We start from the raw sequence: 12,310 nt of genomic DNA on the forward strand, positions 1-12,310 counted from the left end.
TATTTGACAGGATGTGAAATGGTCTCTCACGGTGACAAGGACGGACGGGGCGAGGAGAATTCACGCAACATCGCCTACATCCGGCAGATGCTGGGAGAGTTGAGGCAGGTGGCACTCAGTGAGGGCGCCGATATGCTGTGCTACCTCATCGAGATGGCCTATGTCGAGGCTGGCGACGTGCAGGCGGGCCGACGACCGCGCTCAGTCTTCCATAGCAAGTGACACCATGCCACCCGGATGCCGGTGCAGGCGTCCCGCGAGATCGAGTTCCAGCAGGATAAGATAGACACTGGCCGCGGCAACACCCGTATGGCGGATGATATCGTCGATATCGACCGGTGTCGGACTGAGCGCCGAAATGATGCGCGTCCTGTCGTCGTCATCGGGCGGCAGGAGTGTGCTGCCTCTGCCGGGCTCTTCGATGACGGTATTTTGAAATGTATCGAGATCGGACAGCGGCGCCAGCGCATCCAGCACGTCCGAAGCGCCTGTCGTGACGATGGCGCCCTGCTTGAGAAGTCCGTTCGTACCGTGGCAGCGCGGATCGAGTGGCGAGCCGGGGACGGCAAACACCAGCCGTCCGAAATCGGCAGCCAGCCTTGCGGTGATCAGCGAGCCCGACCGCTCGGCCGCCTCCACGACGACAAGCCCAAGCGAAATGCCAGAAATCAGGCGGTTGCGGCGGGGAAAATCCCGCGCTCGTGGCTCCCAGCCGAATGGCATTTCGGAGACGGCAAGGCCGCTGCCGGCCGTAATCTCATCGAGCAGGGAAAAGTTTTCCGGCGGATAGGGCCGGTCGAGGCCGCCGGCCAGAACCGCGACCGTGCCGGTATCGAGACTGGCGCGGTGCGCCGCCGCATCGATGCCGCGGGCAAGCCCAGACGTGATCGCATAACCAGCGCGGCCGCAATCTCTGGCAATGGCCGCGGCAAACTTTGCCCCGGCAATGGAGGCATTGCGCGAGCCAACGATGCCTACCGAGGGGCGGGTGGCGGTGGACAGATCGCCCTTCACGGCAATCAGCGGCGGGGCTGCCTCGATCTGTCGCAACGCGGGAGGGTAGTCGGGCTCGCCGATGCCGATGAACTGTGCGCCGTGGCGGCGCGCGATCTCCAGCTCGCGTTCGGCCTCACTGGCACTGGCGATGCGGATTGCCCGTGTCGATCCGCCGCGCGCCGACAGTTCCGGCAGCATGGCCAGCGCGTTTTCCGCCGAGCCGCAATGATTGATGAGATCCCGGAATGTCGCCGGGCCAACATTGTCGGAGCGGATCAACCGCAGCCAGGCGATCTTCTGCCGTTCGGTGAGCGCAATTCCTATCCGTCTTGCGCTGCTATCCGGCATGATCCGTCCTTTAAGGGACTAGCCCTTTCGGCCGATCTTGCTTTCGGTGCCGGCAATCAACCGCTCGATATTGGTCTTGTGCTTGATAAAGGAGATGATCGTCATGAGAGCCATGACGGCAGCAATCTTTGGTTCCTGTATGAACCACAGCACAACCGGAATGACAAGGGTTGCAACCAGGGCGGACAGCGATGAGTACTTGCTGAGCTTGGCAACCGAAAGCCAGACCGCGGCAAACACCAGAACCATGAGCGGAGCAACCCCCAGCAGCGTGCCGATATAGGTCGCGACACCCTTGCCACCCTTGAAGCCGAGCCAGACCGGATAGAGGTGACCCAAGAAGGCGGCAAAGCTGGCGATAAGGCCCGCTTCCGGCCCGAAGGCGTACCAGCCGATCAGGGCTGCCGCGGTTGCCTTCAATGCGTCGAGCAGAAGCGTGCCGGCGGCGAGCTTCTTATTTCCGGTGCGAAGAACGTTGGTCGCCCCGATATTGCCGGAACCGATCGACCGGATATCGCCGAGACCTGCGGCGCGGGTCAAAAGCAGGCCGAACGGGATCGAGCCCAAGAGATAGCCGAGAACAAGCGCGCCGGCTGCGATCGGCAGCGTGATCTGCCAGGTAAGAAGGTCGGTTATCATGTGTTTCCCCCAAAGCCCCTAGTCGGGTTTGCCCCGTTCCAACCCTTTCGCGCAAGCGCGCGATGGGTTGGCCCGCCCCATCTCTATCCCAGCTTGTAGACGCATTTTCCGCCGACATAGGTTGCGACGGCCCGGCCGGAAAAGCGCGCGTCCTCGAACGGCGTGTTTTTCGAGCGCGACAGAAGCATATCCTTGGCGACGATCCAAGGCTCGTCGAGATCGATCAGCGTGATATCGGCCTTTGCGCCCGGTCTCAGCGTGCCCGCATCAAGACCGAAGATCTCGGCCGGGCGGGTCGACATCGCCGAAATCAGCCGCATCAGCGGCACGCGCCCATCATGATGCAGGCGAAGGGCTGCAGACAGCATGGTTTCAAGCCCGATCGCGCCATCGGCGGCATCGGCAAAGGGAAGACGCTTCGTGTCGACGTCCTGCGGATCGTGCGAGGACACGATGATATCGATGCTGCCGTCGGCGAGTGCCTCGACCATGGCGATCCGGTCGTCTTCGGACCGCAGGGGCGGGGACAGCTTGAAGAAGCTGCGGTATTCGCCGATGTCGTTTTCATTGAGCGACAGATGGTTGATCGACACGCCGCAGGTGACGTTGGCACCGCGTGCGCGGGCAGTCCGCATGGCTTCGGCCGATTCCGCCACCGAGATTTTTGCCGCGTGGTATTTGGCGCGGGTGAGGCCGGCAATCCGCAGATCGCGTTCCAGCGGAATGATTTCCGCTTCCTTCGGCACGCCCGACAGGCCGAGCCAGGAGGCAAACAGGCCCTCGTTCATCACGCCGTTGCCGAGATATTTCTCGCGCAGTTCGAGAGAGATGACCGCGTCGAACTCGCGCGCATAAGTCATCGCGCGGCGCAGCAGCAGCGAATCGGACAGTCCGTGTCGGCCATTGGTGAAGGCGACGGCGCCGGCTTGCTGCAACAGGCCGAACTCGGTCATTTCCTTGCCGGCAAGGCCTTTGGTCAGCGCTGCAGCGGTGTGGACATTGACGATCGCCTTGTCACGCGCCGTCTTCTGCACGAATTCAACGAGCGCAATATCGTCGAGAACAGGATCGGTATCCGGCATCATGATAAACGAGGTGACGCCACCGGCAGCAGCGGCGCGGCTGGCCGATGAGATCGTCTCGCGATGTTCAGCACCCGGTTCGCCGACATAGACGCGCGCATCGACAAGCCCGGGCGTTGCGACAAGACCCTGGCAATCGCGCACCGTGGCGCCGTCGGGCGTGCCCTGGTTCTGGGCATCCTTTCCGGCTGCGAGGATGCGGCCGTCGGCGCCGACGATGATCGTGCCGGTTTCGTCGAGATTGCGCGAGGGATCGATGATGCGCAGGTTCCTGAGAACGGTGCCATTAGACATGGTCGTGCTCATGCGCGCTCTCCCTGATTAGAGGTCAGGAGCGTTTCCATGACCGCCATGCGGACGGCGACACCCATTTCGACCTGCTGCTCGATGACGCTCTGCGGACCGTCGGCGACATCGGAAGCGATCTCGACGCCGCGGTTCATCGGACCCGGATGCATGACCAGCGCATCACCCTTGGCGACTTTCAGCTTTTCCGCATCGAGACCGTAGAAGTGGAAGTATTCGCGCACCGACGGCACAAAGGAGCCGGCCATGCGCTCGCGCTGCAGACGCAGCATCATCACCACATCCGCATCCCGCAAACCTTCTTCCATCGAGTGAAAGACCTCGACGCTCATGTCGCGGATGCCTGACGGAAGTAGCGTCGACGGCGCGACGACCCGGACACGGGCGCCCATGGCATTCAAGAGGATGATGTTGGAGCGGGCGACGCGCGAATGTAAAACATCGCCGCAGATGGCGACGATGATGCCCGACAGCTTGCCCTTGGCGCGGCGGATGGTCAAAGCGTCGAGCAGCGCCTGTGTCGGATGTTCGTGCTGGCCATCGCCGGCATTGACCACCGAGCAGGTCACCTTCTGGGCAAGCAGGGCCGCGGCACCGGCCGAGGAATGCCTGAGAACCAGCACGTCCGGGTGCATGGCATTCAGCGTCATCGCCGTATCGATCAGCGTTTCGCCCTTTTTCACCGACGAATTGCTGACGGACATGTTCATCACGTCGGCGCCAAGCCGTTTGCCGGCAAGCTCGAACGAGGACTGCGTGCGCGTCGAGGCTTCGAAGAAGAGATTGATCTGGGTGAGGCCCCGAAGCGTGGACGTCTTCTTTTCCCGCTGCCGGGAAATCTGCACGGCCTCGTCGGCCTTGTCGAGAAGCGTCGTAATGTCCTGCCGGGTGAGACCCTTGATGCCAAGGAGATGGCGGTGGGGAAAGAAGACCATAGGGGGCGTCTCCGCTTGCGTTCGGCGGTCTATAAGGTCTGGGGGGAAAGGCCGCAAGCGGGATGGGAGGTTATGTCACTGCTGTTTTCCCCCGTTTCCGGGATTCCCAACCGCAAGCCGTTTGTTGAGAACGCTGAAATTCCTTCTGTGCTGCCGTTCCCACGCCCTTTAACTTCCGCTAGAACCGCCCCATGAACGACATGTCGCGCGATGAAGAAAAATTTGGTGAACTGAACCAGCCGAAGCCCTGGTCGGGGATCAATGCCTACCGCTCCGATCCCCTTGTGGTCGACCTGACCGGCGATCTGAACCGCGCGATCCGCGACGAATACGACCAGCTCGGCAATTACGTGACCTCTCCGGAAGCCCAGGAACTGGCGCGGATGGCGAACGAAAATCCGCCCAAACTGCGCACCCACGGTCCGCGCGGCGAGCGGCAGGACACGGTTGAGTTCCATCCTGCCTGGCATGCCCTGATGCGCCGCTCGATGCAAAGCGGCCTGCATTCGTCGATCTGGGAGACCATTCCGGAGCAGCGTGCACACGAACACAAGGTTCGCGCCACGCGCTTTTATCTGTCCGCCCAGCTGGAATGCGGCCATCTGTGCCCGCTGACGATGACGAGCGCTTCGATTGCGGCGATGATGGCTTCCCCACGCGTCCACAAGGAATGGGCGCCGAAAGTTCTGTCGCGCAAATACGATTCGACCAATCGGCCGGCCATGCAGAAGTCCGCCATCACGGTCGGCATGGGCATGACCGAAAAGCAAGGCGGCACCGACGTGCGCGCCAACCGGTCGACCGCCGAGCGTGTGGGCGAGGGAATCTACCGTCTTTCCGGCCACAAGTGGTTCATGTCGGCGCCGATGAGCGACGGCTTTATCATGCTGGCAAAGACCAATGAGGGGATCGGCTGTTTCCTCGTGCCGCGGCTCCTCGAGGACGGTTCGGCCAACGGGCTGAATTTCCAGCGGCTGAAGGATAAGCTCGGCAACCGCTCCAATGCATCGTCCGAAGTCGAGTTCACCGACGCCTTCGGCTATCTGCTCGGAGAGTCTGGCGGCGGCATCCGCACCATTCTCGATATGGTGACGCTGACCCGTCTCGATTGTGCTGTCGCGTCTGCCGGCATGATGCGCGCGTCGCTGGCCGAAGCGGTCCATCATACCCGCGGTCGTGCCGTGTTCGGCAAGAACCTGATCGATCAGCCGCTGATGACGCGCGTGCTCGCCGATATGGCGCTGGATGTCGCGGCTGCAACGGCGCTGTCGTTCCGGCTGGCCGACGCGTTCGATCGCGCCCGCGGCAACCCCGGCGATGCGGCCTATGCGCGCGTCATGACGCCAGTCATCAAATACTGGAACTGCAAGATCGCGCCATCGCTTATCGCCGAGGCAATGGAATGCCTGGGCGGCAATGGCTATGTCGAGGAGCGTCCGATTGCCCGGCATTACCGCGAGGCGCCGGTGAATGCGATCTGGGAAGGCTCGGGCAGTGTCATGGCGCTCGACGTTCTGCGCGTGCTGTCGCGAGGCCGCGATCTGTTCGATACGGTTCTGGCCGGTTTTGAGCGGGATCTCGGCGCATCGGGCAAGAAGACCGTGGAAGTTCTGCGTGCCGCGATGGCGCTGTGCGAGCGCGACGAGGGTGCTGCGAGGCTTCTGATCGAACAGCTGGCGCTGGCGGCCGGTGCAGCAGAGCTTGCGCGCCTCGGTGCCGGCAAGATCGCCGATGCCTTCCTCGAAACCCGTCTCGCCGGCGGCTGGCGCTCGACCTATGGCATGCTCGATGCCCGCTTCGACGCCCGCTACATCGTCGATCTTCTCTACCCGCCGGCGGCGTAAGAGGAAGTCACCGCCAGGCGAGACGAAGACTGCCTGTGGGGCCAAGGCGTGCACAGCCGCGTCCCCACTTATCTCTTGTGTAACGCAGCATGCGCCAGTTTCGGTCTTCTATCCTGTGCACGGCGTCCGTGTGGCGCTTGCGATGATGGGAAACGACGGGGTATCGCAACAGTTAACAAAGAGTTGCGAGACAGGCGGGCGATGCTTCAGATAGCCGAGACGAATACCGAGACCGGCGCTGCATCAGCTCAGGCCATACGTCCGCGCAACCGGGCCGGGACGGAGCGGGCGATCTTCATTGCTGCCCGCACGCTGCTGGCCGAGGAAGGGTTTCAAGGCTTCGGCGTCAATGCGGTCGCACGGCGCGCCGGCTGCGACAAGCAACTGATCTATCGCTATTACGGCGGGCTGAACGGCCTCATCGACGCGATCGGCGCCGATCTCGGCAACTGGGTCAAGGATCGCATTCCCGAAGATACCGGCGGCATGTTTCTTCTGACCTACGGCGACCTGATGGAAAAGCTCGCCATCTATTTCATGGATGCGCTGCGCGAGGATCCGCTCGTCTGCAAGATCGTCGCCTGGGAAGTCTCGCAGGATACGCCACAGGTGCGGCGTCTGACCGAATCACGCACCAAGGCTCTCTCAAAGTGGCTGGACAAGATGCGCGGCTCGCTCACACCCCCGAAGGGTGTCGATGTCGCGACCACGAACGCCATCCTGTTTGCCGCCATCCAGCATCTGGTCGTCTCGTCTGCCGTCAGCGGCCAGTTCGCCGGCATACCGTTAAAGTCCGAGAAAGATTGGGAAAAGGTAGCGTCTTCCGTCCGCCGCCTGGTTCGCGCCATCTACGGCTGAGCAGCAGACTTTCTCCACAGCGACGCTCTGGAAATTAACCATGTTTGGCGTTTTGAATTGCAGCTTTCGCCATGCGGCCTAAATCTCTGGTTAATGATTTCTTAACCAAATCGCGGCCGTCCATGGGCAAGAATGCAACTTCCACAACGAGCATCGCATTGCTGATCGTCATGACGACGATCTTTGCAGTGCTGGCGCTCGACATTGCCATTCCTGCTCTGGTTCTCAGCCTGATGGCGCTGTCGAGATGGGTCGTAACGCTGGACCTGTCTCCAGCGGAACCAGAAGGCGAAACCGCATGAAGTTGCTCTTGATCTTGTGGGCAGGGCCCGTGCTTTTGCTGGGCAGCTGGTACGGGCTTTCCTATTACGACATGAGCTTCGGCTTCTTCATGCTGACCCGTCAGACCCATGATCTGGTCTTTCAGGTCTACGGCGACGTCCTCGGAATTCCGCCCGAGACCATCCCGCCGCTGGTTGCCCGCGCAATCGCATTCGACAGTCTTGTCGTTTTCGCCATCATCGCCTTCCGCAAGCGCAAGCAGATTGCAGCCTGGTGGCGTAGCCGTCAGGTGGGGACGTCGTTGCCGGTTTCTCTGGCAAGGGACGAAAGCCTGTCCAAGGCTCCCTGAAGAATGAAGCTCGCGGCCGCCGAATCGATACGTTCGGCGCGCTTGGCCCGCGAAACATCCATCTCTAGAAGTGCCCGTTCAGCCGCGACCGTCGATAGTCTTTCGTCCCAGAAGACGAAAGGAATGGCAGTCTTGTCCGACATCGCTCGCACAAAGGCGCGGGTCGCCTGAGCCCGCGGCCCGGCGGAACCATCCATGTTCATCGGCATCCCGAGAATGAAGGCTGAGACCTTCTCCTTCTCCGCGAACGCCAGCAGAACCTCCGCATCCTTGGTGAATTTGACGCGCTTGATGACGGTGCGGGGCGTGGCAAACCGCCGGCCGAGATCGGACATCGCAAGCCCGATGGTTTTGGTACCGAGATCGAGCCCTGCAACAGCCTTGCCGGGCGCAAGTGTCGCGGCGAGTTCTGCGATGGTGAGGATTGCCATATGCCGGCCTTAGGTTTTCTTGCGCACGAATTCGGTGCGCAGCACCAGGCCCTTGATCGCATCGTGGCGGCAATCGATCTCTTCCGGATTGTCGGTGAGCCGGATCGAGCGGATGACGGTGCCCTGTTTCAGCGTCTGACCGGCTCCCTTCACCTTGAGATCCTTGATGAGAGTGACCGCATCGCCATCGGCAAGAATATTGCCGGCTGAGTCACGCACCTCGGATGCAGCGGAAGCCTTCGCAGCCGCATCGGCTGCAGACAGCCATTCGCCGGTAGCCTCGTCATAGATATAATCGTCGTCGGCCATGTCGGTTTCCTCAGGGGTTCGGATGTGACGCAATCGCAGCGAGCATGCGACGATCATATCGGGATGCGACCGCTTAACCCAGTGGCAAGTCCGTGGCAACGTGGCGCCGCCTGTGTGTCAATTCCGGTACGGGCGCTGCTCGCGCAATCATCGTCCTAGACCTTTGAAATGTGAAAGCGCCGCGTTATTTGATGAGGTGTGAGGTGAGACAACTGAGTTCAGAGCCTCATCCGCTTTCGGTGCTTCGAAACCTCCCTTTCGAAGTTCCATCTATGAATTTTGATTTGGTGTCATCACCTCTCTTTTTGCCATCCTCAAGGACACTTTCCCATGAAAATTACCTGGCTCGGCCATGCCGCCTTCCGCATCGAAACGGCAAAGGCAAAGATCCTGATCGACCCGTTCCTGACCCATAGCCCGACCTTTGCCGGCCAGGATCTGAAAGACGTGACCGAAGGTGTCACGCATATCCTTCTCACCCACGGTCATGGCGACCATGTCGGTGATACGGTCGCGATCGCCAAGGAAAAGGGCGCCATCGTTCTTGCCAACGCCGATCTCGCATCCTGGCTGGGTGGAAAAGGCGTCGAGAAGCTCGAGATGGGCAATACCGGCGGCACAGTCGGCTTCGAGGGCTTCACCGCGACCTTCACACAGGCGCTCCATTCGTCCGGCCAGATCGACGAGCTCGGCGTGTCCCACTCGCTCGGTTCCGCGAACGGACTGATGCTGCATTTCGACGACGAGATGTCGGTTCTGCACATGGGTGATACGGATATCTTTACCGACATGGGACTGATCAACGAGTTGCACCAGCCGGATATCGGCATCGTGCCGATCGGCGACCGCTTCACCATGGGCGGTGCTGTCGCAGCCGTTGCCTGCCAGCGCTTCTTCGATTTCAAGCACGCCATTCCCTGCCACTACGGCACGTTCCCGATCATCGAGCAGACACCCGATAAGTTCGTCAAGGGCATGGAAGGCAGCCGCACCGCCGTCGAGGTGCCGGGCGTCGGCGTGACGCTGACCTGCTGAACGGGCATTTCAGTTAAGGCGCGCCAGGAAACCGGCGCCCTGCCTGTTGCGAAGGACGGGCATGGCCATTATAGCGAAGGTGAATTTTACCACCGGAGCCCTGCCATGTCCGTCGATCTCGCCACCGTCAAGCGCGTCGCGCGCCTCGCCCGTATTGCGGTTACGGAGGATGAGGCCAATCGCATGGTTGGCGAATTGAACGGGATCATCGATTTCGTCGAACAACTCTCGGAAGTCGATGTCACAGGCGTCGAGCCTATGACCTCGGTGATGCCGATGGAAATGCGGTTGCGCGCCGACGTCGTCACCGACGGCAACAAGGCAGACGATATCGTCGCCAACGCGCCGGCAACCGACCGCAATTTCTTCATGGTGCCGAAGGTCGTCGAATAAGCCGCTTTAGCCCAAGCGCCGCCGACCCGTTTTAGCCTTTCGAGAGCACGAAAAATCATGACCGACCTGACCAGCCTGACCATTGCCGAAGCCCGCGACAAACTGGCATCGAAGGAATTCACTTCCGTCGATCTGACGAACGCCTATCTCGGCGCCATCGACGCTGCAAATTCCGTCCTGAACGCCTACATCACCGTTACGCCCGAGATGGCGCTGGAGATGGCCGGGGCATCCGATGCCCGTCGCGCTTCGGGTCAAGTCGGGGCGCTGGAAGGTATTCCGCTCGGCATCAAGGATCTGTTTGCCACCAAAGGCGTCCACACCCAGGCCTGCAGCCATATACTCGACGGGTTCAAGCCCGAATACGAATCGACCGTCACTCAGAACCTGTGGGATGACGGCGCCGTCATGCTTGGCAAGCTCAACATGGACGAGTTCGCCATGGGCTCCTCCAACGAGACCTCGCATTACGGACCGGTGGTCAATCCCTGGAAAGCCGAAGGCTCGAACACTCAGCTGGTTCCGGGCGGCTCCTCGGGCGGTTCAGCCGCTGCCGTCGCCGCGCATCTTTGCGCCGGTGCGACCGCGACCGATACCGGCGGCTCGATCCGCCAGCCGGCCGCCTTTACCGGCACCGTCGGCATCAAGCCCACCTATGGCCGCTGCTCGCGCTGGGGCACTGTCGCGTTTGCATCCTCGCTCGATCAGGCCGGCCCCATTGCACGCGACGTGCGTGATGCCGCGATCATGCTGAAGTCGATGGCAAGCGTCGACCGCAAGGACACGACCTCGGTCGATCTGCCTATTCCGGATTACGAGAAGGCGCTCGGCCAGTCGGTCAAGGGCATGAAGATCGGCATTCCGAAGGAATATCGCGTCGACGGCATGCCTGAAGACATCGAGGCCCTGTGGCAGAAGGGCATTGCCTTCCTGAAGGATGCCGGTGCCGAGATCGTCGATATCTCGCTGCCGCACACGAAATACGCGTTGCCCGCCTATTACATCGTGGCGCCCGCCGAAGCTTCGTCCAACCTTGCCCGCTATGATGGCGTTCGCTACGGCCTGCGCGTCGACGGCAAGGACATTTCCGACATGTACGAAAAGACCCGTGCTGCCGGCTTCGGTACTGAGGTCAAGCGCCGCATCATGATCGGCACCTACGTTCTTTCGGCCGGCTATTACGACGCCTACTACCTGCAGGCGCAAAAAGTCCGCACGCTGATCAAGCGCGATTTCGAACTCTGCTTCCATGCCGGTGTCGACGCCATCCTGACACCAGCGACACCGTCGTCTGCCTTCGGCATTGCCGACGAGGCACTCGCTGCCGATCCGGTCGCGATGTACCTGAACGACATCTTCACCGTGACGGTCAACATGGCAGGCCTTCCCGGCATCGCCGTACCGGCCGGTCTCGACAAGAAGGGCCTGCCGCTTGGCCTGCAGCTGATCGGTAAGCCGTTCGACGAGGAAACCCTGTTCCGCACAGCGCACGTGATCGAACAGGCGGCAGGCAAGTTCACGCCTGCGAAATGGTGGTAGCGGCAGGTCGGCTGTCCGGCATCTGCCAACCCAGTGCGGTTCTAGCCCGAATCGCACGCCGATGATCTACTGTTCCTGAGACAGGAGACTCCATGGCAGTCATTCGCAACGCACGCCAGGACGACGAAGCCGCGCTAGTTCAGATCGGCTTGCTCAGCTGGGAAAAAGCGATGGGCGCCGTTGGCGATCCGTCCAGCATGCGCGAAAGTGCGCTTGCCGCATTCCGCGACTTCGTTTCCTCGTCCTGGCTGACGATTCTCGTGATCGAGGCGCACGGCACGGTCGCCGGCTGGGCGGCCTGCGAGAATCGCGACGACCTGATCACCGACTTCTGGATCGATCCGCAGTTTGAGGGGCAGGGGCTCGGCAAGGCGCTGCTCGCCGATATCGAGGCCGATATCGTTCGTCGCGGGTTCGACAAGGCGCGGGTCGAGACCCATGCGCAGAACGACGGGGCAGTCGGTTTCTTCGAAAAGCAGGGATACAGCGTCCATTGGCTTTCGAGCGCCTACCAGCCGAAGATCGATCGCGATATCCAGTCCATCGGACTGTCGAAGCAACTCGTCTCCGACGATCCGGGCACCTACGGGCCGAATTTTTAAAGGCCGACGAGCATCGTCCAGATCGATGCCAGCATTCCGGACACCGCGAGGATCAGCACGACACCCAGGCAGACATGCAGCGTGACGATGGCGGCAAGGATGGTCCTGAACGGCTCCTTGTGCGTCTTGTGACGCAACATGCGCTGAGCCGCGACAGCGCCTAGACTTCCGCCGGCAAATGCAAGCAGGAGGAGGGTGGTTTCGCTGACCCGCCAGCGTCCATTCCTGGCGGCCCGCTTGTCGATCCAGTAGATGGAAAAGACCACTGCATTGAAGAGGATGCAGAGAACGACAAGTGTCAGCGCAAGGTTTAGGGTCATGAACCCCAGCTAAGTGCGCTCCGGTTAAGATTCATCCTCAGT

17 protein-coding genes are annotated in these 12,310 nt (G+C 61.3%); 9 read left to right on the forward strand and 8 right to left on the reverse strand.

All coding sequences use genetic code 11. The annotated features are described in order from the left end of the window. Window positions 1-18: 18 nt before the first annotated feature. On the forward strand, window positions 19-222 hold the full coding sequence (locus G6K99_RS06255; protein ID WP_174195997.1) for a hypothetical protein: 204 nt from the start codon (window positions 19-21) through the stop codon (window positions 220-222). Here the strand turns inward: G6K99_RS06255 and dprA are convergent. The 4 genes from dprA to G6K99_RS06275 form a co-directional block, all read right to left on the reverse strand. After that, window positions 202-1,344 (reverse strand): DNA-processing protein DprA, encoded by a 1,143-nt coding sequence (gene dprA / locus G6K99_RS06260; RefSeq protein ID WP_174195998.1) that lies wholly within the window; start codon window positions 1,342-1,344, stop codon window positions 202-204. The two genes, G6K99_RS06255 and dprA, sit on opposite strands and share 21 nt — an antisense overlap. Window positions 1,345-1,362: 18 nt before the next feature. After that, entirely contained in the window at window positions 1,363-1,983 is a 621-nt protein-coding gene (gene plsY, locus G6K99_RS06265; protein ID WP_174195999.1) for a glycerol-3-phosphate 1-O-acyltransferase PlsY, read from the reverse strand. A gap of 83 nt (window positions 1,984-2,066) precedes the next feature. Then, the gene (locus tag G6K99_RS06270) at window positions 2,067-3,359 is read right to left on the reverse strand and encodes a dihydroorotase (protein ID WP_174196063.1); all 1,293 of its coding nucleotides are present in this window, start codon (window positions 3,357-3,359) and stop codon (window positions 2,067-2,069) included. Window positions 3,360-3,367: 8 nt separating this feature from the next. Beyond that, a complete protein-coding gene (locus G6K99_RS06275; RefSeq protein ID WP_062453206.1) occupies window positions 3,368-4,306 on the reverse strand; it encodes an aspartate carbamoyltransferase catalytic subunit in 939 nt (312 codons plus the stop codon). 191 nt (window positions 4,307-4,497) lie between these two features. Between G6K99_RS06275 and G6K99_RS06280 the strand changes: the two genes are divergently transcribed. Next, entirely contained in the window at window positions 4,498-6,150 is a 1,653-nt protein-coding gene (locus G6K99_RS06280) for an acyl-CoA dehydrogenase family protein (protein WP_092662012.1), read from the forward strand. A 201-nt stretch (window positions 6,151-6,351) separates the two neighbouring features. Next, a complete protein-coding gene (locus G6K99_RS06285) occupies window positions 6,352-7,008 on the forward strand; it encodes a TetR/AcrR family transcriptional regulator (protein WP_092662014.1) in 657 nt (218 codons plus the stop codon). A gap of 34 nt (window positions 7,009-7,042) precedes the next feature. On the opposite strand, the gene G6K99_RS06290 is transcribed toward G6K99_RS06285, so the two are convergent. Further along, complete coding sequence (locus tag G6K99_RS06290) at window positions 7,043-7,180, reverse strand: hypothetical protein (RefSeq protein ID WP_156461817.1); 138 nt, start codon at window positions 7,178-7,180, stop codon at window positions 7,043-7,045. On the opposite strand from G6K99_RS06290, the gene G6K99_RS23395 reads away from it, so the two are divergent. Together G6K99_RS23395 and G6K99_RS06300 are read left to right on the forward strand one after the other, a co-directional pair. Next, a complete protein-coding gene (locus tag G6K99_RS23395; protein ID WP_062453202.1) occupies window positions 7,131-7,310 on the forward strand; it encodes a hypothetical protein in 180 nt (59 codons plus the stop codon). The two genes, G6K99_RS06290 and G6K99_RS23395, sit on opposite strands and share 50 nt — an antisense overlap. Beyond that, window positions 7,307-7,639, forward strand: coding sequence for a DUF6105 family protein (locus G6K99_RS06300; protein ID WP_062453201.1), 333 nt, complete (start codon window positions 7,307-7,309; stop codon window positions 7,637-7,639). Before G6K99_RS23395 ends, G6K99_RS06300 begins: the two co-directional genes overlap by 4 nt. Here G6K99_RS06300 and ruvX read toward each other — a convergent pair. Both ruvX and G6K99_RS06310 read right to left on the reverse strand, forming a co-directional pair. Next, on the reverse strand, window positions 7,576-8,070 hold the full coding sequence (ruvX, locus tag G6K99_RS06305; RefSeq protein WP_174196000.1) for a Holliday junction resolvase RuvX: 495 nt from the start codon (window positions 8,068-8,070) through the stop codon (window positions 7,576-7,578). The two genes, G6K99_RS06300 and ruvX, sit on opposite strands and share 64 nt — an antisense overlap. A 9-nt stretch (window positions 8,071-8,079) precedes the next feature. Then, complete coding sequence (locus G6K99_RS06310) at window positions 8,080-8,379, reverse strand: alkylphosphonate utilization protein (RefSeq protein ID WP_062453199.1); 300 nt, start codon at window positions 8,377-8,379, stop codon at window positions 8,080-8,082. 330 nt (window positions 8,380-8,709) lie between these two features. Here G6K99_RS06310 and G6K99_RS06315 point away from each other — a divergent pair, with 330 nt between their 5' ends. The 4 genes from G6K99_RS06315 to G6K99_RS06330 all read left to right on the forward strand — a co-directional run bounded on the left by G6K99_RS06315 (window position 8,710) and on the right by G6K99_RS06330 (window position 11,948). After that, entirely contained in the window at window positions 8,710-9,414 is a 705-nt protein-coding gene (locus G6K99_RS06315) for a metal-dependent hydrolase (protein WP_092662017.1), read from the forward strand. 105 nt (window positions 9,415-9,519) lie between these two features. Continuing rightward, window positions 9,520-9,807, forward strand: coding sequence for an Asp-tRNA(Asn)/Glu-tRNA(Gln) amidotransferase subunit GatC (gene gatC / locus G6K99_RS06320; RefSeq protein ID WP_062453197.1), 288 nt, complete (start codon window positions 9,520-9,522; stop codon window positions 9,805-9,807). 57 nt (window positions 9,808-9,864) lie between these two features. After that, on the forward strand, window positions 9,865-11,346 hold the full coding sequence (gatA, locus tag G6K99_RS06325) for an Asp-tRNA(Asn)/Glu-tRNA(Gln) amidotransferase subunit GatA (protein ID WP_174196001.1): 1,482 nt from the start codon (window positions 9,865-9,867) through the stop codon (window positions 11,344-11,346). A 92-nt stretch (window positions 11,347-11,438) separates the two neighbouring features. Beyond that, window positions 11,439-11,948, forward strand: a complete 510-nt coding sequence (locus G6K99_RS06330) for a GNAT family N-acetyltransferase (RefSeq protein ID WP_174196002.1) — start codon at window positions 11,439-11,441, stop codon at window positions 11,946-11,948. Here the strand turns inward: G6K99_RS06330 and G6K99_RS06335 are convergent. Next, window positions 11,945-12,268: a DUF1294 domain-containing protein gene (locus G6K99_RS06335; protein ID WP_174196003.1), complete on the reverse strand. Its 324-nt coding sequence runs from the start codon at window positions 12,266-12,268 to the stop codon at window positions 11,945-11,947. The two genes, G6K99_RS06330 and G6K99_RS06335, sit on opposite strands and share 4 nt — an antisense overlap. Between the last annotated feature and the right edge of the window lie 42 nt (window positions 12,269-12,310).

The sequence above is a fragment of the Neorhizobium sp. AL 9.2.2 genome (assembly GCF_013317225.1).
Classification (GTDB): Bacteria; Pseudomonadota; Alphaproteobacteria; order Rhizobiales; family Rhizobiaceae; genus Neorhizobium; species Neorhizobium soli.